21 protein-coding genes and 1 pseudogene are annotated in these 17,417 nt (G+C 73.8%); 7 read left to right on the top strand and 15 right to left on the bottom strand.

The window, feature by feature from the left end; translation table 11 throughout:
- The coding region (locus ABWI04_RS36275) for an aminotransferase-like domain-containing protein (protein ID WP_353835216.1) at window positions 1-1,023 on the top strand (1,023 nt) is incomplete at its 5' end.
- On the opposite strand, the gene ABWI04_RS36270 is transcribed toward ABWI04_RS36275, so the two are convergent.
- Together ABWI04_RS36270 and ABWI04_RS36265 are read right to left on the bottom strand one after the other, a co-directional pair.
- Complete coding sequence (locus tag ABWI04_RS36270) at window positions 992-1,129, bottom strand: MFS transporter small subunit (protein ID WP_353835215.1); 138 nt, start codon at window positions 1,127-1,129, stop codon at window positions 992-994. The genes ABWI04_RS36275 and ABWI04_RS36270 overlap by 32 nt on opposite strands.
- Window positions 1,130-1,147: 18 nt before the next feature.
- A complete protein-coding gene (locus ABWI04_RS36265; RefSeq protein WP_353835214.1) occupies window positions 1,148-2,521 on the bottom strand; it encodes an OFA family MFS transporter in 1,374 nt (457 codons plus the stop codon).
- A gap of 442 nt (window positions 2,522-2,963) precedes the next feature.
- On the opposite strand from ABWI04_RS36265, the gene ABWI04_RS36260 reads away from it, so the two are divergent.
- The gene (locus ABWI04_RS36260; RefSeq protein ID WP_353835213.1) at window positions 2,964-3,554 is read left to right on the top strand and encodes a TetR/AcrR family transcriptional regulator; all 591 of its coding nucleotides are present in this window, start codon (window positions 2,964-2,966) and stop codon (window positions 3,552-3,554) included.
- 5 nt (window positions 3,555-3,559) lie between these two features.
- On the opposite strand, the gene paaE is transcribed toward ABWI04_RS36260, so the two are convergent.
- The 6 genes from paaE to ABWI04_RS36230 all read right to left on the bottom strand — a co-directional run bounded on the left by paaE (window position 3,560) and on the right by ABWI04_RS36230 (window position 7,918).
- Entirely contained in the window at window positions 3,560-4,618 is a 1,059-nt protein-coding gene (paaE, locus tag ABWI04_RS36255) for a 1,2-phenylacetyl-CoA epoxidase subunit PaaE (RefSeq protein WP_345182231.1), read from the bottom strand.
- A gap of 2 nt (window positions 4,619-4,620) precedes the next feature.
- Entirely contained in the window at window positions 4,621-5,121 is a 501-nt protein-coding gene (paaD, locus tag ABWI04_RS36250; protein ID WP_378187825.1) for a 1,2-phenylacetyl-CoA epoxidase subunit PaaD, read from the bottom strand.
- Window positions 5,118-6,035, bottom strand: a complete 918-nt coding sequence (paaC, locus tag ABWI04_RS36245) for a 1,2-phenylacetyl-CoA epoxidase subunit PaaC (protein ID WP_345182227.1) — start codon at window positions 6,033-6,035, stop codon at window positions 5,118-5,120. The genes paaD and paaC overlap by 4 nt, the downstream gene beginning before the upstream one ends.
- Before the next feature lie 8 nt (window positions 6,036-6,043).
- Window positions 6,044-6,325 (bottom strand): 1,2-phenylacetyl-CoA epoxidase subunit PaaB, encoded by a 282-nt coding sequence (gene paaB, locus ABWI04_RS36240; RefSeq protein ID WP_089315753.1) that lies wholly within the window; start codon window positions 6,323-6,325, stop codon window positions 6,044-6,046.
- Window positions 6,322-7,290, bottom strand: a complete 969-nt coding sequence (gene paaA / locus ABWI04_RS36235) for a 1,2-phenylacetyl-CoA epoxidase subunit PaaA (protein WP_345182222.1) — start codon at window positions 7,288-7,290, stop codon at window positions 6,322-6,324. The genes paaB and paaA overlap by 4 nt, the downstream gene beginning before the upstream one ends.
- Window positions 7,291-7,420: 130 nt before the next feature.
- Window positions 7,421-7,918: an Lrp/AsnC family transcriptional regulator gene (locus ABWI04_RS36230; RefSeq protein ID WP_345182219.1), complete on the bottom strand. Its 498-nt coding sequence runs from the start codon at window positions 7,916-7,918 to the stop codon at window positions 7,421-7,423.
- A 132-nt stretch (window positions 7,919-8,050) separates the two neighbouring features.
- Here ABWI04_RS36230 and pdhA point away from each other — a divergent pair, with 132 nt between their 5' ends.
- The 3 genes from pdhA to ABWI04_RS36215 are packed head-to-tail and all read left to right on the top strand — an operon-like array spanning window position 8,051 to window position 11,539.
- Complete coding sequence (gene pdhA, locus ABWI04_RS36225) at window positions 8,051-9,157, top strand: pyruvate dehydrogenase (acetyl-transferring) E1 component subunit alpha (protein WP_353835212.1); 1,107 nt, start codon at window positions 8,051-8,053, stop codon at window positions 9,155-9,157.
- 1 nt (window position 9,158) lies between these two features.
- Window positions 9,159-10,175: an alpha-ketoacid dehydrogenase subunit beta gene (locus ABWI04_RS36220; protein WP_353835211.1), complete on the top strand. Its 1,017-nt coding sequence runs from the start codon at window positions 9,159-9,161 to the stop codon at window positions 10,173-10,175.
- Window positions 10,172-11,539 carry a dihydrolipoamide acetyltransferase family protein gene (locus ABWI04_RS36215; RefSeq protein WP_353835210.1) on the top strand — a complete coding sequence of 456 codons (1,368 nt, stop codon included), beginning with the start codon at window positions 10,172-10,174 and terminating at the stop codon, window positions 11,537-11,539. The genes ABWI04_RS36220 and ABWI04_RS36215 overlap by 4 nt, the downstream gene beginning before the upstream one ends.
- Here the strand turns inward: ABWI04_RS36215 and pqqE are convergent.
- The 6 genes from pqqE to ABWI04_RS36185 form a co-directional block, all read right to left on the bottom strand.
- Window positions 11,526-12,620: a pyrroloquinoline quinone biosynthesis protein PqqE gene (gene pqqE, locus ABWI04_RS36210; protein ID WP_345182210.1), complete on the bottom strand. Its 1,095-nt coding sequence runs from the start codon at window positions 12,618-12,620 to the stop codon at window positions 11,526-11,528. The genes ABWI04_RS36215 and pqqE overlap by 14 nt on opposite strands.
- The gene (pqqD, locus tag ABWI04_RS36205; RefSeq protein WP_345182208.1) at window positions 12,617-12,892 is read right to left on the bottom strand and encodes a pyrroloquinoline quinone biosynthesis peptide chaperone PqqD; all 276 of its coding nucleotides are present in this window, start codon (window positions 12,890-12,892) and stop codon (window positions 12,617-12,619) included. Before pqqD ends, pqqE begins: the two co-directional genes overlap by 4 nt.
- Window positions 12,882-13,574 carry a pyrroloquinoline-quinone synthase PqqC gene (gene pqqC / locus ABWI04_RS36200; protein ID WP_353835209.1) on the bottom strand — a complete coding sequence of 231 codons (693 nt, stop codon included), beginning with the start codon at window positions 13,572-13,574 and terminating at the stop codon, window positions 12,882-12,884. Before pqqC ends, pqqD begins: the two co-directional genes overlap by 11 nt.
- Complete coding sequence (pqqB, locus tag ABWI04_RS36195) at window positions 13,571-14,455, bottom strand: pyrroloquinoline quinone biosynthesis protein PqqB (RefSeq protein ID WP_353835208.1); 885 nt, start codon at window positions 14,453-14,455, stop codon at window positions 13,571-13,573. The genes pqqC and pqqB overlap by 4 nt, the downstream gene beginning before the upstream one ends.
- 11 nt (window positions 14,456-14,466) lie before the next feature.
- On the bottom strand, window positions 14,467-14,568 hold the full coding sequence (gene pqqA, locus ABWI04_RS36190) for a pyrroloquinoline quinone precursor peptide PqqA (RefSeq protein WP_345182202.1): 102 nt from the start codon (window positions 14,566-14,568) through the stop codon (window positions 14,467-14,469).
- Window positions 14,569-14,755: 187 nt separating this feature from the next.
- Window positions 14,756-15,739, bottom strand: coding sequence for an SMP-30/gluconolactonase/LRE family protein (locus tag ABWI04_RS36185; protein WP_353835207.1), 984 nt, complete (start codon window positions 15,737-15,739; stop codon window positions 14,756-14,758).
- 102 nt (window positions 15,740-15,841) lie between these two features.
- Between ABWI04_RS36185 and ABWI04_RS36180 the strand changes: the two genes are divergently transcribed.
- Both ABWI04_RS36180 and ABWI04_RS36175 read left to right on the top strand, forming a co-directional pair.
- Entirely contained in the window at window positions 15,842-16,294 is a 453-nt protein-coding gene (locus ABWI04_RS36180) for a MarR family winged helix-turn-helix transcriptional regulator (RefSeq protein ID WP_345182197.1), read from the top strand.
- A 47-nt stretch (window positions 16,295-16,341) separates the two neighbouring features.
- On the top strand, window positions 16,342-16,710 hold the full coding sequence (locus tag ABWI04_RS36175) for a PH domain-containing protein (RefSeq protein ID WP_345182195.1): 369 nt from the start codon (window positions 16,342-16,344) through the stop codon (window positions 16,708-16,710).
- Between the two features lie 24 nt (window positions 16,711-16,734).
- On the opposite strand, the pseudogene ABWI04_RS36170 reads toward ABWI04_RS36175, so the two are convergent.
- Window positions 16,735-17,310, bottom strand: a pseudogene (locus tag ABWI04_RS36170) (SbcC/MukB-like Walker B domain-containing protein); the annotation flags it as partial.
- Between the last annotated feature and the right edge of the window lie 107 nt (window positions 17,311-17,417).

Raw genomic sequence — 17,417 nt, 5'->3', positions numbered from 1 at the left:
GTCACCGCGGCGCCGAACGAGGCCTTCGGCCCCGGGGACCCGCGCGGTCGCCCCGAGCTGCGCCGCGCGCTGGTCGCCTACCTGGCCCGCACCCGCGGCGTGCGGACCGACGCCGACCACATCGTGGTCTGCTCCGGATTCGCCCACGCCCTGCGCCTGCTGTTCGGCGGCGGGGTGCTGCCCGGGCCGCTGGCGGTCGAGGGGTACGGCCTCCCCTTCCACAGGGCCCTGCTCGACCAGACCGGCACGCGCACCCGTCCGCTCACCGTCGACGGCGACGGAGCCCGGGTCGACGAGCTTTCCGAAGCCGAGCGCACCGTCCTCCTGACACCCGCGCACCAGTTCCCCACAGGCGGCCCGCTGCATTCGCGCAGACGCACGGCGGTGGTGGAATGGGCCGCCGCGTCGGACGGGCTCATCATCGAGGACGACTACGACGGCGAGTTCCGCTACGACCGCCAACCCGTCGGCGCGGTGCAGGGCCTGGCCCCCGACCGGGTCGTGTACGTCGGCTCCGTCAGCAAGAGCCTGTCCCCCGCCGTCCGGCTCGGATGGATGGTCCTGCCCGACCGCCTGGTGGACGGCGTCCTCACGGCCAAGGGCGAGCGCGAAGCGTGGGCGAGCGTCCTCGACCAGCTGGCCCTGGCCGACTTCCTCGACTCCGGCTCCTACGACCGCCACGTCCGCCGGATGCGCCAGAGGTACCGCGCCCGCCGCGACCGCTTCGTCACCGCCCTGGCCGAGCACGCGCCCCACGTCCACGCGACGGGCATCGCCGCCGGTCTGCACGCCGTCCTGCGCCTGCCGTCCGGCACCGAGCCCGGCGCTCTGGCGTCCGCGACCCGCGCGGGAGTGGCGGTCGACGCCCTGTCGGCGTTCCGCCACCCCGGCGCCCGCCTTCCGCCCCAGGACGGCCTGGTGGTGGGCTACGCGACGCCTCCGGACCACGCCTTCGAGTCGGCGCTGCAAGCGCTCGTGCGCGTCCTCGCGGTCAGCCGCCGAAGAGGGGGAGGATCGCCCTGACCGTCTCCACCACGCCGTAGATCAGCGGGATGCCGACGACGGACCAGGAGACGGCGAGGCGCGCCGCCGCCCTGTCAGGGGGGCTCTCGTCCGGCGTTGACTCCATGGTGCTCCTCCTTCGCTCTCAGGTGGCCGGGCTGGGGTCGGTCACGGGGGCCTCGGCGTCCGCCACGTGGTGCCGCTCCGCCACCGGGCGGATGAGCAGGTTCGCGGCGAAGCCGACCGCGAGGACCCCGACCATCGTGAACAGGGCGGGCCGGTAGTCGGCGGCCGCCAGGGCGCCCGGTTCGCCGCGGGCGTCCAGGAACCGGTTCACGATCAGCGGCCCGGCGATGCCCGCCGCCGACCACGCGGTCAGCAGCCGGCCGTGGACGGCGCCGACCTGGTAGGTGCCGAACAGGTCCCGCAGGTACGCCGGGACGGTGGCGAACCCGCCGCCGTAGAAGGAGATGATCAGTGCGGCGAGGGCGACGAAGAACGCCGTCGAGGCGTCCCCGAAGAGCGCCAGCAGCACGTAGGCGGCCATGCCGGCGCCGAGGTAGCCGACGTAGACCGGTTTGCGGCCGAGGTAGTCCGAGGTCGAGGACCAGACGAACCGCCCGGCCATGTTGAAGATCGACAGCAGTCCGACGAACCCGGCCGCCTCGGTCGCCGACACCGAGGTCGAGCCGCCGGAGCGGAAGAAGTCGCCGATCATCGGCCCGGCCTGTTCCAGGATCCCGATCCCGGCGGTGACGTTGCAGAACAGCACCGTCCAGAGCAGCCAGAACTGCGGCGTCCTGATCGCCGACGCCGCCGAGACGCCGCGCGGAGCGCCGGCCCGTTCCGTCGCGGAGGCGGCCCCGGCGGGCCGCCATCCCGGCGGCGGCACCCGCACGGTGAACACCCCGAGCATCATCACCAGGAAGTAGGCGACGCTCAGCGTGACGAACAGCAGGGCGACGGCGGCGCCGGACGCGGGGTCGCCGCCCGGGTCGTAGAGCGACAGCAGCCGCCGCGACAGCGGCGAGGCGACCAGCGCGCCCCCGCCGAAGCCCATGATGGCCATGCCGGTCGCCAGGCCCGGCCGGTCCGGGAACCATCTGATCAGGGTCGACACGGGCGAGATGTAGCCGATGCCGAGGCCGATGCCGCCGATGAAGCCGTAGCCGAGGTAGACCAGCCAGAGCTGCCCGGCGGCGATGCCGAGCGCCCCGACCAGGAACCCCGACGCCCAGAAGCAGGCGGCGGTGAACATCGCCCGCCGCGGCCCGACGCGGTCGACCCACGTGCCCATGACCGCCGCGGACGCGCCGAGCATCACGATCGCGATGGAGAAGACGACGCCGACCGCGGTGAGGCTGGCGTCGAAGTGCTCGACGAGCGCCGTCTTGTAGACGCTGGTGGCGTAGGCCTGCCCGATGCACAGGTGCACGGCGAGCGCGGCGGGTGGAATCAGCCAGCGGTTGTAGCCCGGTTCCGCGACGGTGTGCCGCAGGTCGAGGAAGGAGAGCGCCACAGCGGGCCTCCGGTTCGGGAGCGTATCCGGACAGGTGATGCGCCCCCGACACCGACGACCATAAACACAAACGTGCTACATGAAAACCCCTCCCCACCACCAACCTGTCGACCGACCCGCGAGAGAGCGCCCCCCAAACCCGCCACCCGCAACGACCTCAGCCCCTACCGCAACCACGCGACGACCTCAGGATGGCGATCGCGTCCGAAGGCAGATTCGAGCCTGCGAGAATCTGATCGCGCAGCGAGCCGCAAGGCGAGACGGAGCGATGCCAGCGATCGCATGCGGTGCCCGACGATGGAGGGCCGCCAGGCCCGAAGGAGGAGGGCACCGCCATAAGACACAGCAGCGAGCCGCAAGGCGAGACGGAGCGATGCCAGCGATCGCCCGCTTTTATCGACGATGGAGGGCGCTCAGCGCCCGAAGGAGGAGAAAAAAGCAAATGAAACGCGGGAGGCCGGGGTACGACCAGGCCACGGTTTTGCGGCGGGCCATCGAGCTCTTCAATCGGAAGGGCTACGAGGGGACCAGCATGGGGGACCTCGCTGAGGAGCTCGGGTTCAGCAAGTCGGCGATCTACCACCATGTGCCGGGCAAGACGCATCTGCTCGCGCTGGCCCTGGACGAGGCGCTCGACGAGTTGACGGCGGTGATCCGCGAGGCGCAGGACGAGTCGGCGGGCAGCGCGTACGAGCGGCTGCGGTCGGTGGTGCGGGAGAGCGTGCGGGTGCTGGTGGCGCACCAGCCGGCGGTGACGCTGCTGCTGCGGGTGCGGGGGAACAGCGAGGTGGAGCTGGCGGCGCTCCAGCGGCGGCGGTGGATCGACGCGCGGCTGGCGGAGCTGGTGCGCGCGGCGGCCGCGGAGGGGGCGGTGCGCGCGGACGTGCCGCCGGAGCTGGTGAGCCGGCTCCTGTTCGGGATGGTCAACTCGCTGGTCGAGTGGTACCGGCCGGGCGGCGAGGTGAGCGCCGACGACCTGTCGGACGCCATCACCGCGATCGCGTTCGACGGGCTGGCCGCGCCGCCGTCCTGACGGGGTCAGGCGTCGAAGTCGACGGTGACGGCGGCGCTGACGGGGTGGGACTGGCAGGTGAGCACGAACCCGGCCTCGACCTCGGCGGGCTCCAGGGCGTAGTTGCGGACCATGTCGACCTCGCCTTCGGTGACGCGGGCGCGGCAGGTGCCGCAGACCCCTCCCTTGCAGGCGAACGGGAGGTCGGCGCGGGTGGCCTGGGCGGCGTCCAGGATGCGCTGGTCGCGCGGCATCGGCGCGGTGCTCGACCGGCCGTCCAGCACGACGGTGACCTCGCTGGTCTCGCCGGTGGCGGCCGGGGCGTCGCGCCGCACCTCGGGGGGCGGCTCGTCGACGTAGAACAGCTCGACGTGCACCTTCTCGCGCGGGACGCCGAACTCGGCGAGGACGTCGCGGGCGCCGGTGACCATGGGCAGCGGGCCGCACAGCCAGACGTGGTCGACGTCGTCGACGGGCGTCACGGCGCCCAGCAGGCGGCGCAGGCGGTCGGCGTCGAGGCGGCCGGAGAACAGCTCGACGTCGCGGGGCTCGCGGCTCAGCACGTGGACGAGCTGGAACCGGGGGCCGTAGCGGTTCTTGAGGTCGCCGAGCTCCTCGGCGAACATCACGGTCCCGCTGGTGCGGTTGCCGTACAGCAGCCGCACCTCGGTGCCCGGGTTGGCGAGCACGGTGGCGGCGATGGAGATCATCGGGGTGATGCCGGAGCCCGCCGCGATCAGCAGGTGCCGTCCGGGCTCGGCGGGGTCGGCGCGCAGGCTGCCGGACGGGACCTGGACGTCGATCTCGGTGCCGGGGCGGACCTCCCGCACGAGCCAGGAGGAGAACATCCCGTCGGGGATCTCCCGGACGCCGATCCGGGGCCGGGCGCCCGCGGGGGCGCAGATCGAGTACGACCGGCGGTGCTCCCGCCCGTCGATCACCCGGCGCAGGGTGAGGCTCTGGCCGGCCGCGAACGCGTAGTCGCCGGCGAGCTCGGGCGGGACGTCGAACGTCACCGCGGCCGAGTCGTCGGTCAGCCGGTCGACCGCGGCGACCTTCAACGGGTGGAACGTCGCTGGCGCCACCGCTAGATCTCCTTCACGTGCTCGAACGGCTCGAGGCAGCCGGTGCAGCGGTACAGCGCCTTGCAGGAGGTGGAGCCGAACTCCGAGGTCAGCTCGACCGACGCCGATCCGCACCGCGGGCAGCGCAGCCTCCGGCGGGTCGGTGTCAGGGTGAGCGCGACGGGCCCGGAGGGCGCCGGGGCCGGGCCGGGCGGCGAGATCCCCGCGGCGGCGAGGGCGGCCCGGCCCCGCTCGCTGATCCAGTCGCTGGACCAGGGCGGGGACAGCTCGATCTCGACGCGCACCTCGGCGTATCCGGCGTCGGTGAGCCGGTGGACGAGGTCGTCGCGCATCGTGGCGAGCGCGGGGCAGCCCGAGTAGGTCGGGGTGATCGCCACGGTGACGGCGGAGCCGTGCTCCTCGACGCGGCGCAGCACGCCGAGGTCCTCCAGGGTCAGCATCGGCATCTCCGGGTCCCGGACGGACGCGGCGACGGCGCGGGCGGTTCCGGTCACGGCGGTCACCACCGTCCCAGGGGGTGGGCGCGGGCGACGACCTGCATCTCGGCCAGCATCCGGCTCAGCGCCTCGGTGTGGACGCCGTCGCGTCCGGCGCGCCCGCCGAGCATCCCCGTCTGCGGCACCTCGGGCCGCTCGACGCCGCTCGCGGTGAAGACCTGCGCGAGCACGGCGTCGGCGTCGCCGGCGGTGGCGGCGGGGTCCACGGCGACGCCCACCTCGGCCAGCGCCCGCTCGACCGGGTGGGTGCGGAACAGCTCGTCGTGGTGGCGCCAGACCTCGTCGAGCCCGGCGAGGACGCGGCGGCGCGACTCCTCGGTGCCCTGGGCGAGGGTGAGGAACCACCGGCCGGCGAAGTCGCGGTGGTAGGCCAGCTCCTTGGCGCCCTTGGCCGCGACGGCGGCGAGGACGGCGTCGCGGCTGCCGGTGAGGCGCTCGAACAAGGCCAGCCGGGCGGTCGCGAACACCAGGACGCGGGCCATGGTGTGCCCGAAGTCGCCGTTCGGCAGCTCGGCGAGGCGCACGTTGCGGTAGGCGCCCGCGTCGCGGAAGAACGCCAGCGCGTCCTCGGCCGGGACCGGTGAGCCCTCCGGCAGCGCCGGGACGACCGACGGGTCGGCGGTGGCGGCGCGGGCGAGCAGCAGCCGCGCCTGGCCGAGCAGGTCCAGCGCGATGTTGGCGAGGGCGATGTCCTCTTCGAGGTCGGGCGCGTTGCCGCACCACTCGGAGAGCCGGTGCGACAGGACGAGGGCGTCGTCGCCGAGCATCAGGCAGTACGTCGCGAGCGCGTGCGGGTCGACGCCGTCGGGGACGGTCGTGTCGACGCCGGCCAGCGGGTCCTCGAAGTCGGTCCCGAAGGCCCACTGGGAGCTGTCGCCGTCCAGGAGCCCGTCGTAGACCGAGCCGTGCTGACTTTCCATGGCGGCCTTCACATGTGCGGGACGTTCTCGGGGATCTCGTAGAACGTCGGGTGCCGGTAGACCTTGTCGCCGCTGGGGGCGAACAGCGGGTCCTTCTCGTCCGGGCTGGAGGCGGTGATGGCGTCCGACCGCACCACCCAGATGCTGACGCCCTCGTTGCGGCGCGTGTACACGTCGCGCGCGTGCCGGACGGCCATCTCGTCGTCGGGGGCGTGCAGCGACCCGACGTGCACGTGGTTGAGGCCGCGCTTGCCGCGCACGAACACCTCGTAGAGCGGCCACTCGCTCATGTCCCGGCTCCTTCCTCGCTCCGGGCCGCCTGCTTGCGCGCGAAGGCGGTCGCGGCCTCGCGGACCCAGGCGCCGTCCTCGTGGGCCCGGCGGCGGTGCGCCAGCCGCTGGGCGTTGCAGGGCCCCTCGCCCTTGATCACGGCAGAGAGCTCCGACCAGTCGGGCTCGCCGAAGTCGTGGGCCTGGCGCTCCTCGTTCCACCGCAGGTCGGGGTCGGGGAGCGTGACACCCAGGGCCTCGGCCTGCGGGACGGTCATGTCGACGAAGCGCTGGCGCAGCTCGTCGTTGCTGTTGCGCTTGATGCCCCACGCCATGGACCGCTCGGAGTTCGGCGAGTTCGCGTCGGGCGGGCCGAACATCATCAGCGAGGGCCACCAGAACCGGTCCACCGACTCCTGCACCATCCGCCGCTGCTCGTCGGTGCCGCGCATCATCGTCATCAGCAGCTCGTAGCCCTGCCGCTGGTGGAAGGACTCCTCCTTGCAGATGCGGATCATCGCGCGGCCGTAGGGACCGTAGGACGTCCGGCACAGCGGCACCTGGTTGCAGATCGCCGCGCCGTCCACCAGCCATCCGATCGTGCCGACGTCGGCGTAGGAGAGCGTGGGGTAGTTGAAGATCGAGGAGTACTTCTGCCTGCCGGTGAGCAGCATCTCGGTCAGCTCGGCGCGGGAGACGCCGAGGGTCTCGCACGCCGAGTACAGGTACAGGCCGTGCCCGGCCTCGTCCTGGACCTTGGCCAGCAGGATCGACTTGCGGCGCAGCGAGGGGGCGCGGGTGATCCAGTTGCCCTCCGGCTGCATCCCGATGATCTCCGAGTGCGCGTGCTGGGCGATCTGCCGGACCAGCGTCCGCCGGTAGGCGTCGGGCATCCAGTCGCGCGGCTCGATCCGGTCGTTGCGCGCGATCGTCGCCTCGAACTGCTCGGCGGGCGCCGGCTGGGGCGCGGCCTGCGGCGTCGTCATGGGCTCCTCCCGCTGGGGACCCGGCTGGACTCGGCCTATTAACTGACCGATCGGTCTGTATTCAGACTGACACAGGCCGCGCGAGCGTGCAAGAAGGGCGGCGCACCCACCCCGCGGCGCGACCGGGAGCTCAGTCGTCCCAGGCCTCCCACTGCGCTCCCCTGCCCCGCGCCTCGTCGAAGACCAGCCAGGTGCGGGTCGCCCGGACGCCGGGGATGTCCTGGATCTGCTCCAGCACCACGTGCCGGAGCGCCTCGTTGTCCGGGGCCCTGACCAGGGCCAGGACGTCGTAGTCGCCGCCCACCATCGCGAAGTGCTCGACGTAGGGGGTGTCCTGGAGCCGGGCGGAGACCGAGCGCCAGGAGTTCTGCTCGATCGTGACCGAGACGTAGGCGCTGGTGCCGAGGCCGGCCTTGTGCGGGGCGAGCTCGGCGGTGAAGCCGGTGATGACGCCCTCGTCCAGCAGCCGGGTGAGCCGCGCGTAGGCGTTGGCGCGCGAGACGTGCACGCGCTCGGCCAGCGCCCGCACCGACAGCCGGCCGTCGCGCAGCAGCTCGGCGATGATCGCGCGGTCCACGGCGTCCAGCCGCGCGGCAGAACGTCCGGGCCGGACGCCCTCCGCGCTCACGTCGGATGACAATTGGTGCCCCCATAGCCACTGAACGAGCCATTTGTCGCTCATTGTGCCCCATGTCTTGAGCAGATCGTCGACCGAGCGGACGATCGAACCGACAACCGTCCACAGGAAGGGAGCGGCGCCATGTCCGTGCGGACACCTCATCAGGAGGTCGAGGGCCTCCTCCCCTCCGCCGTCCCGGTGCGCTTCGTCGCCGAGGACGGGACGGACGCCGGGACGCCGGCCGGATACCGCGCCCCGGAGGACGGGACGCTGGTCGAGGCCTACCGCCGGATGGTGCTCGGCCGCCGGTTCGACCGGCAGGCGACCGCGCTGACCAAGCAGGGCCGGCTGGCCGTCTACCCGTCCAGCCGCGGGCAGGAGGCCTGCCAGATCGCCGGGGTGCTCGCGCTGCGCGAGGACGACTGGCTGTTCCCCACCTACCGCGACTCGGTGGCGCTGGTCGCCCGCGGCATGGACCCCGTCGAGGTGCTCACGCTGCTGCGCGGCGGCTGGCACTGCGGCTACGACCCGGCGGCCGCCCGCGTCGCGCCCCAGTGCACGCCGCTGGCCACCCAGACGATCCACGCCGTGGGCATGGCCGACGCCCTGCGCCGCAAGGGCGAGGACGGCGTGGTGATGGCGTTCGTCGGCGACGGCGGGACCAGCGAGGGCGACTTCCACGAGGCGCTCAACTACGCCGGTGTCCTGCGCGCGCCCGTGGTCTTCTTCGTCCAGAACAACAAGTACGCGATCTCGGTGCCGCTGGCCAAGCAGACCGCCGCGCCCGCCCTGGCCTACAAGGGGGTCGGCTACGGCGTCCGGTCCGAGCAGGTCGACGGCAACGACCTCGTCGCGGTGCTGTCGGTCCTGACCGCCGCCGTCGAGCACGCCCGCTCCGGAGGCGGCCCGTTCCTGGTCGAGGCGCACACCTACCGCATGGACTCCCACACCAACGCCGACGACGCCTCCCGGTACCGCGAGGACGAGGAGGTCGCGCGGTGGGAGGCGGCCGACCCCCTCGCGCGGCTGGAGACCCACCTGCGCGGGCGGGGCCTGCTCTCGGAGGAGGACGTCGCGTCGGCCCGGGAGGCCGCCGATGAGTACGCGGCGCGCCTGCGCGACCGGATGGCCGCCGACCCGGAGGCCGACCCGTTCGAGCTGTTCGACCACGTCTTCGCCGAACCCACGCCCCAACTGCGCGAGCAGCGCGCCCTGCTGGCGTCCGAGATGCTCCCCGGGGAGGACTGACATGCCCGCGACGACGATGGCGCAGGCGCTGAACGCCGCGCTGCGGGACGCGCTGGCCGAGGACGAGCGGGTGCTGGTCTTCGGCGAGGACGTGGGGCCGCTCGGCGGGGTCTTCCGCATCACCGACGGGCTGACCCGGGACTTCGGCGAGGACCGCTGCTTCGACACCCCGCTGGCCGAGTCGGGGATCGTCGGCCTGGCCGTGGGCATGGCGATGGGCGGCTTCCGGCCCGTGGTGGAGATGCAGTTCGACGCCTTCGCCTACCCGGCCTTCGAGCAGATCGCCTCGCACGTGGCCAAGTTCCGCAACCGCACCCGCGGCCGCCTGTCGCTGCCGATGGTGATCCGCATCCCCTACGCGGGGGGCATCGGCGGCGTCGAGCACCACTGCGACTCCAGCGAGGCCTACTACGCCCACACGCCGGGCCTCAAGGTCGTCACGCCCGCCACCGCCGACGACGCGTACTGGCTGCTGCGCGACGCCGTCGCCGACCCGGACCCGGTCGTCTTCATGGAGCCGAAGCGGCTCTACTGGGCCAAGGGCGACGTCACCCGCGAGAACCGGCGCGCCCCCGGGTTCGGCCGGGCCGTGGTGCGCCGCGAGGGGCGGGACGCGACGCTGGTCGCCTACGGGCCGAGCGTCCCGGTGGCGCTGGAGGCCGCCGAGGCCGCCGCGCGGGAGGGACGCGACCTGGAGGTGGTGGACCTGCGCACCATCGTCCCGTTCGACGACGGGACCGTCGCCGCCTCGGTCCGCAAGACGGGCCGGTGCGTGGTCGTCCAGGAGGCCCAGGGCTTCGCGGGCGTGGGCGCGGAGATCGCGGCCCGCGTGCAGGAGCGCTGCTTCCACTCGCTGGCCGCGCCGGTGCTGCGGGTCTCCGGGTTCGACATCCCCTACCCGCCGCCGAAGCTGGAGCACTCGCACCTGCCGGACGCCGACCGCGTCCTGGACGCCGTCGACCGGCTCCAGTTCGACGACGTCCCCGACGTCCTGCACCTGGACAGGGAGGCCTCGTGACCGCCGCCACCCGGCAGGTGTTCCGCCTGCCCGACCTCGGCGAGGGCCTCACCGAGGCCGAGATCGTCGAATGGAAGGTCGCCGCGGGCGACACCGTCGAGGTCGACCAGGTCGTGGTGGAGGTCGAGACCGCCAAGGCGGCGGTGGAGGTCCCCGTCCCCTTCGCGGGGACCGTGCTGAGGCTGGCCGCGGAGGCGGGCGCGATCCTCGCGGTCGGCGAGCCGCTGATCGAGGTCGGTCCCGCCGGCGGCGCCGGGACGGAACCCGCCGCGGACGTGCGTGCCGTCCCGGACGCGCACCCGGACGCCGCCCGCTACCGCGAGGAGGAACAGGCCGGGTCCGGCAACGTGCTGATCGGCTACGGCACCGGCCACGGGCCGGGGCGGCGCGGACGCCGCCGCGCGGGCGGCCCGAAGGCCCCGGCGGCGGCCCCCGCTCCGGTGACCCCCGCTCCCGTGGCCCCCGCTCCGGCGCCCCGCCGCGCGGACGCCCCCCGCGTGATCTCCCCGCTCGTCCGCAGGATCGCGCGCGAGCACGGCCTCGACCTCGGCGCCGTCGCCCCCACCGGGCCGCGCGGCGTGATCCTGCGCCGCGACGTCGAGGAGGCCATCGCCGCCGCCGGCACTCCCGCCGAGACGGCCGCCGAGGCTCCGGCGCCCGCCGCCCGTCCCCTGCCCGAGCGGATTCCGCTGCGCGGGCTCCGCCGCGCCGTGGCCGACAAGCTCACCCGCAGCCGCACCGAGATCCCCGACGCGACGACCTGGGTGGACGCCGACGCCACCGCCCTGGTCGAGGCCAAGGACGCGCTGCGCCGGTCCCGCCCCGAGCTCGGCATCGGGCTGCTGGCCCTGCTGGCCCGCATCTGCGTGGCCGCTCTGCGGGAGTTCCCCGAGCTGAACTCCTCGGTCGACGCCGACCGGCAGGAGATCGTCCGGTACGGGCACGTCAACCTCGGCTTCGCCGCGCAGACCGACCGCGGCCTCGTGGTGCCGGTCGTGCGGGACGCGCACCTGATGACGACCGCGCAGCTCGCCGCGGAGCTGGCCAGGCTCACCGGCCTGGCCCGCTCGGGCGGGCTGCCGCCCGAGTCCCTGACGGGCGGCACGTTCACCCTCAACAACTACGGCGTGTTCGGCGTGGACGGCTCCACCCCGATCATCAACCACCCCGAGGCGGCGCTGCTCGGCGTGGGCCGGATCATCGACCGCCCCTGGGTGGTGGACGGCGCGGTCGTGCCGCGCAAGATGACCCAGCTCTCGCTGACGTTCGACCACCGCGTCTGCGACGGCGGCGCGGCGGGCGGGTTCCTGCGGTTCGCGGCCGACTGCGTGGAGAACCCCGCCGTCCTGCTCACGAACCTGTGACGTCCGGCGGCGGGCGCCGGTAGGCGAAGCCGCCCCCGGCACCGTGGCCGGCGGCGGCGGTCAGGTCGCGCACCAGGTGGTGGTCGGGCGAGAGCGAGCAGGCGGGGTCGGTGCGGGCGGCGTCCCCGGTGAGGGCGTGCGCCTGGCAGCGGCAGCCGCCGAAGTCGGTGTCGCGGCGGGGGCACTCCCGGCACGGGCCGGTCATCCAGCCGGTCCCCCGGTAGGCGTTGAAGGCGGGCGAGTCCGCCCAGATCCATGCCAGCGGGTGGTCGCGGACGTTCGGCGCCTCCAGGTCCGGCAGCGCGTACGCGGCCGGGCACGGCAGCGCGGAGCCGTCCGGGCCGACCGTGAGGGAGCGCGCGCCCCATCCGCCCATGCAGGGCTTCGGGACGCCCTCGTAGTAGTCCGGCACCACCCAGACGATCTCGGGGCCGGGCCGTCCCCGGCGCTCGGCGACGACGGCCTTCGCCCGGTCCAGCTGGTCGCGCGAGGGCAGCAGCGCCGCGCGGTTGCGCAGCGCCCAGCCGTAGAACTGGGCGTTGGCCAGCTCGATCCGGTCGGCGCCCCAGGCCGCGGCGAGGTCGAGGATCTCCGGGAGGCGGTCGAGGTTGTGCCGGTGCAGGACGACGTTCAGCCCGAACGGGAGCCCGGAGGCGGCGACGACCCCGGCGGCGCGTTCCTTGGCCCGGAAGGACGTCCGCCCGGCGATGAGCTCGGACGGCTCCGGGCGCGCGTCCTGGACGGACAGCTGCACGCCGTCCAGCCCGGCGCGGACCAGGCCGTCCAGCCGGCGCGCGGTCAGGCCGAGGCCGCTCGTGACGAGCTGGGTGTGGACGCCCGCGCGGTGCGCGGCCCGGGTGATCTCCGGGAGGTCGCGGCGCAGCAGCGGCTCGCCGCCGGACAGGTGCGCCTGGACGACCCCGAGAGCCGCCGCCTCGGTGAGGACGCGGGCCCAGTCGCCGGTGCCTAGCTCGGCGTCCCGCCGGACGAGGCCGAGGGGGTTGGAGCAGTAGGGGCAGTGCAGCGGGCAGGCGTGGGTGAGCTCGGCGAGCAGGGCCCACGGGGCGGGCGCACCGGTCATCGCAGCCATCCTTCCGCCCGCACGCGGTCGAGGAACTCGGGGACGTCGTCGTCGAGCGGCGCGTCCGGGAAGCTCTCGCCGAGCGCGGCGACGATGTCGCCGACCGTCCTCGCGCCGTCGCAGAGCCGCAGGACGCGGCCGCCGGTCGCGCTGAGCAGCACCGCCCGCTCGGGCATGAGCAGCAGGTCGGCGCCGCGGACCGCGTCGTGCCTGAGGACGACGGAGCGCGCGAGGGCCGGCCGCCACTCCCCCTCCGCCCGGTCAGCCGGCATCGGAGGGCTCCGCGGCGGCGGACGCGTGCTCGACGGCGTCCAGCAGCGACCAGAGGACGTCGCACTTGAAGGCGAGCGCGGCCAGCGCCGTATCCTCGTCCTCGGGGGTGCGCGCCCATTCCCGGACGAGGGCGAGCGCCTCAGCGGAGTCGCGCCGCCCCTGCGGCACCCGCACGCGGAAGTAGCGCAGCCCCTCGGGCTCGACCCACGGGTAGTGGCGCTCGAAGGCGCCGATCCTGGTCGCCATCAGCTCGGGCGCGAACAGCTCGGTCAGCGAGGACGCGACGGCCTCCAGGCGCGAGCCGTCGCGGCAGAAGCCCACGTAGGCGTCGACCGCGAACCGGACGCCCGGCAGGACGCCCTCGCCGGACAGGAGCACCCGCCGGTCCAGCCCGACGGCCTCCCCGAGGCGCAGCCACCGCTCGGCGCCGCCGTCCTCGCCAGGGCGGCCGTCATGGTCGTGGATGCGGCGGATCCAGCTCCGCCGCAGGTCGCCGGTGCCGAGCTTGGCGAGGACGTACGCGTCCTTCACCGGGATGCGGCGCTGGTAGTGGAACCGGTTGAGCACCCAGCGGCGCAGCTCGTCCGGGGAGAGCAGGCCCTCGTGCATGCGGACGTTGAACGGGTGCCGGTGGTGGTAGCGCTCGGCGGCGAGCGCGCGGAGCCGGTCTTCGAGGTTCACAGTTCGATCACCGCGCCCTCCGCGGCGACCTCGATACCGAGGGCGGCCAGCGCGCGGTGCCCGTCCGCGTTCGGGTCGACCAGCGGGTTGGTGTTGTTCAGGTGGGTGTAGAGGCGGCGCGCGGCGGGCAGCTCGGCGAACGGGCCGTGCGTGGCGGTGATGGGCAGGTGCCCCATCTCCGTCGCGGTCCGGTCGCCGACGCCGGAGCGCCGGGGCTCCTCGTCGTCCCAGAAGGTGCCGTCGAGGAGCACGCAGCCGGCCCCGCTCAGCGCGGCGTCGAGCGCGGGGGGCCAGGCGGCCAGGCAGGGCGCGTAGACGACGGTCCCGCCGTCCCGTCCGTCGGTGACGCGCAGCGCCATCGACCACGCGTCGCCGGGGGCGTCGAGGCCGGCGGCGTAGCGGGGCCGCTTCCCCGAGACGCGGACGGCCCGCACCTCCAGCGCGCCGAAGACGGCGGGCTCCTCCTCCCCGAGCTCCGCCCACGTCAGGTTCGCGTAGGGGGCGAGGACGGCGTCGAGCCGGAGGCCGCCGGAGAGGGCGTGCCGGACCGCGCCCGTGGCGAGGACGTGCAGGTCCGGCGCCTCCCGCAGCAGGGGGAGCCCGAGGACGTGGTCGAGCTCGGCGTCGGTGAGGGCCACGCCCGCCACCGGGCTGCGCCGCGACCCCGGCTCCGGGCGCAGCTCGGCGACGGCCCCGATCTGCTCGGCGACGTCGGGCGTCGCGTTGACCAGGAGCCAGCGCCCGCCGCCCGCCTCGACCGCGACGCAGGCGTGCCGGCGGCGCAGCGCGGGACGGGCGCGGGCGGCGGCGCACCCGGTGCATCCGCAGTTCCACTGGGGAACGCCGCCGCCCGCCGCGGTGCCGAGAATCCGCAACCGCATATGAGCCGTTCTCAGCTTTCGGCGGTGAAATACGCCGTGACCTCCAGCGAGGTCTCGATGATCTCGTAGTCGGGCCTGACCCAGCGGGTCTCCCGGTCCTGGGAGCCGGTCATGGCCTCTCCTTTCGCTCGGTGACGAACCGTCCGAGGCGATCACCCGAGGGCCATTGAAGCACAATTCTCCGACTTTCTACAGAAAGCCAGTTAGACCCGTATACCCCTCCATAACGCGGCAGATCTTCATGTTTTCCGGCGGACCATGAATGCCATTCACCTATTCCCGCGATGGCCGGTTCAGCGGTCAAAGTCCCCGGACGGCGGCGACGGTGAAGGGGATCTCCGGGGTGCCCTCGCCGAGCGGGCCGCCCTTGTCGAACTGCGAGCGGACGACGTAGAGGGTCCCGTGGCGGCGGACGAGCGTCGTCGGCACCTGGAGGGACGGGTCCGCGAGCGTGCGCTCGAGGCGGGCCCCCGTCCCGTCGGGCGCGACGCGCCAGCGGGTGAGGACGTTGTCGACGTTGTTCGCCGTCCAGAGGCGCCCCTCCTGGAGTTCGAGACCGTCGGCGTTGCGCATGTCGCCGCCGCTGAGCGCGACCTTGCGGATGGCGCCGGTCGCGAGGTCGAGCCGGTAGAGGTCGCCGCCGAGCATGTCGTCGGTCAGCAGGAACCGCCCGGTGGGGTCGGCCACGATCCCGTTCAGGGTGAAGTCGGCCGGCTCGTGCGGTTCGAGGACGTCGCTCAGGTCGAAGCGCGGCGAAAGCGTCCCCGTCCCGCCGCGGGCGGCGTCCAGATCCCGCGGCGTGACCTCGTAGACGACGGCGCGGGAACTGTCCGTCAGGTAGACGGCGCCGTCGGGGGCGACGGCGAGGTCGTTGACGAACCGGGCGCCGTCGCCGGGAACGACGAAGCGCGCCAGGAGGGCGCGGCTCCGGGCGTCGTAGACCGCGACGCCGGACGAGGAGTCGGTCACCCACAGCCGTCCGGCCCGGTCGGTCTTCAGGCCGTTGGCGGTGCGGCGGCCGTCGGCGCCCGCGGGCAGGAACACCTCGGCCGTCCGGTGGCCCGGACGCATGCGGTAGACCGTGCCGTCCTTCCAGGACCCGGCGTACATCGTCCCGGTGCGCGGGTCCGCGGCGATGCCCTCCGGGTACACGCGGTCGCCCGGCAGGACGTAGGCCGCGGAGATCCGCGACGCGGCCGCGGACGCGGGCGCCGCGGAGACGGCGAGGGAGGCGGCGGCGAGGCCCGCCACGGCCGCCGCGGTGGAGCGCTGGATGCGCGACATGACTCTCCATTCGAAATGCATCATTAGTACGCGCACATACGATAGTTAGAACTCTAATGCTCGTCAACGGTCTTCTCTTCAGGGGCTCGGTACCATGCGGGAATGACCTCGTTGCCCGTCTCGGAGCGGCTCGGCTCGCACCTCAAGCGCGCCGAGCAGGCGCTCAACGGCGCCAAGCAGGCGGCGCTGAAGCCGAGCGGGCTCACGAGCCCGCAGTACGCCGCCCTGCTGCACCTCGCCGACAACCCGGGCATGTCGGCCGCCGCGCTGGCCCGCAAGTGCGCCGTCACCCCGCCGACGATGAACACCGTCCTGAAGAACCTCCAGGAGCGGGGGCTGATCGAGCGCACCCCGCACGAGTGGCACCGCAACATCCTGGAGACGCGGCTCACCGCCGAGGGCACCGCCGTCCTGGAGGACGCCGACGCCCGCGCCGTCAAGGTCGAGCGCGGGCTCGCCGCCGAGTTCACCGACGCCGAGCGGCAGGCGCTGATCGACCTCCTCGGCCGGTGCGTCGGCTTCCTGGAAGCCGCCCGGTCCGCGCCCGGCGGCTGAGACACTCCCTACGGAACGGGACGAACGCCGCGAGCACCGGAGGAGCCATGGGCGACGGGGTCCAGCACGACAGGTCGGGCCAGCTCAAGCAGATCGAGAGCGGGCTGCTGCCCGGCGAGCAGATCATCGCCGTCTACGACGCGATCGGCGCCGGCACCGGGTTCATCGGGCTCACCGACCGCCGGGTCATCGTCCAGGACCGCAGCTTCGCCGGCAAGAAGTACGCCATCACCAGCGTGCCCTACTCCCGCATCACCTCGGTGAGCGTGGTCAGCAACAAGTCGTGGGCCGGGTCCTACTTCTCCACCGGCTCGATCGCGATCAACGTCGGGACCCACACCTACGAGGTCGAGTTCCGCGGCGCCGACAAGAGCCACCACGTGCACAACGTGATCCTGCAGTACATCTCCGCCTGACCGGCGCCCGGAGCCTCCGGCGCGTCAGACGACGACCGCGGCGGTGGAGCCGGCGCGGTCCTTGGTGACGCGGAGCTGGGCCGGGATGCGGGCCCGCAGCTCGGCGACGTGGCTGACGATGCCGACCGCGCGGCCGCCGTCGCGCAGGCCGTCCAGGACGTCCATCACCTCGTCGAGGGTCTCCTCGTCGAGCGTGCCGAACCCCTCGTCGACGAACAGGGTGCCGATCTCGGTGCCGCCCGCCTCGGCGGTGACGACGTCGGCGAGGCCCAGGGCCAGCGCCAGCGAGCTGATGAACGACTCGCCCCCCGACAGGGTGACCGGGTCGCGCGTCAGGCCCGTCCAGGAGTCGGCGACGCGCAGGCCGAGCCCCCCGGCGCCCTTGGTGCGGTCGCCCGCCGCCTTCTCCGTGGTGTGGACGAGGGCGTAGCGCCCCCCGGACATGCGGTGCAGCCGCTCGTTCGCGGCGGCGACGACCTGTTCGAGGCGGGCGGCCAGCACGTACGCCGACAGCGACATGGCGTGCCGGTTCGCGGCGTGCTTGCCCGAGGCGAGCCCCGCCACGCGCTCGGCGACCTCGTGCCGCCCGGCGGCGGGGCGCCACGCGCCGACGGCGGCGCTGACCATTGGTTCGCTCACTCTGAGTAGTGCATGCCACCCAACTGGATGCTACATGGCAATCGGGGACCTGGCATCCCACTCCCCGA

Origin of the sequence: Actinomadura sp. NPDC000929 (genome assembly GCF_040492065.1) — a bacterium.
Lineage (GTDB): Bacteria > Actinomycetota > Actinomycetes > Streptosporangiales > Streptosporangiaceae > Spirillospora > Spirillospora verrucosospora.
The sequence above is the reverse complement of the archived record's forward strand: the minus strand, read 5'-3'. Positions and strand labels throughout refer to the sequence as shown.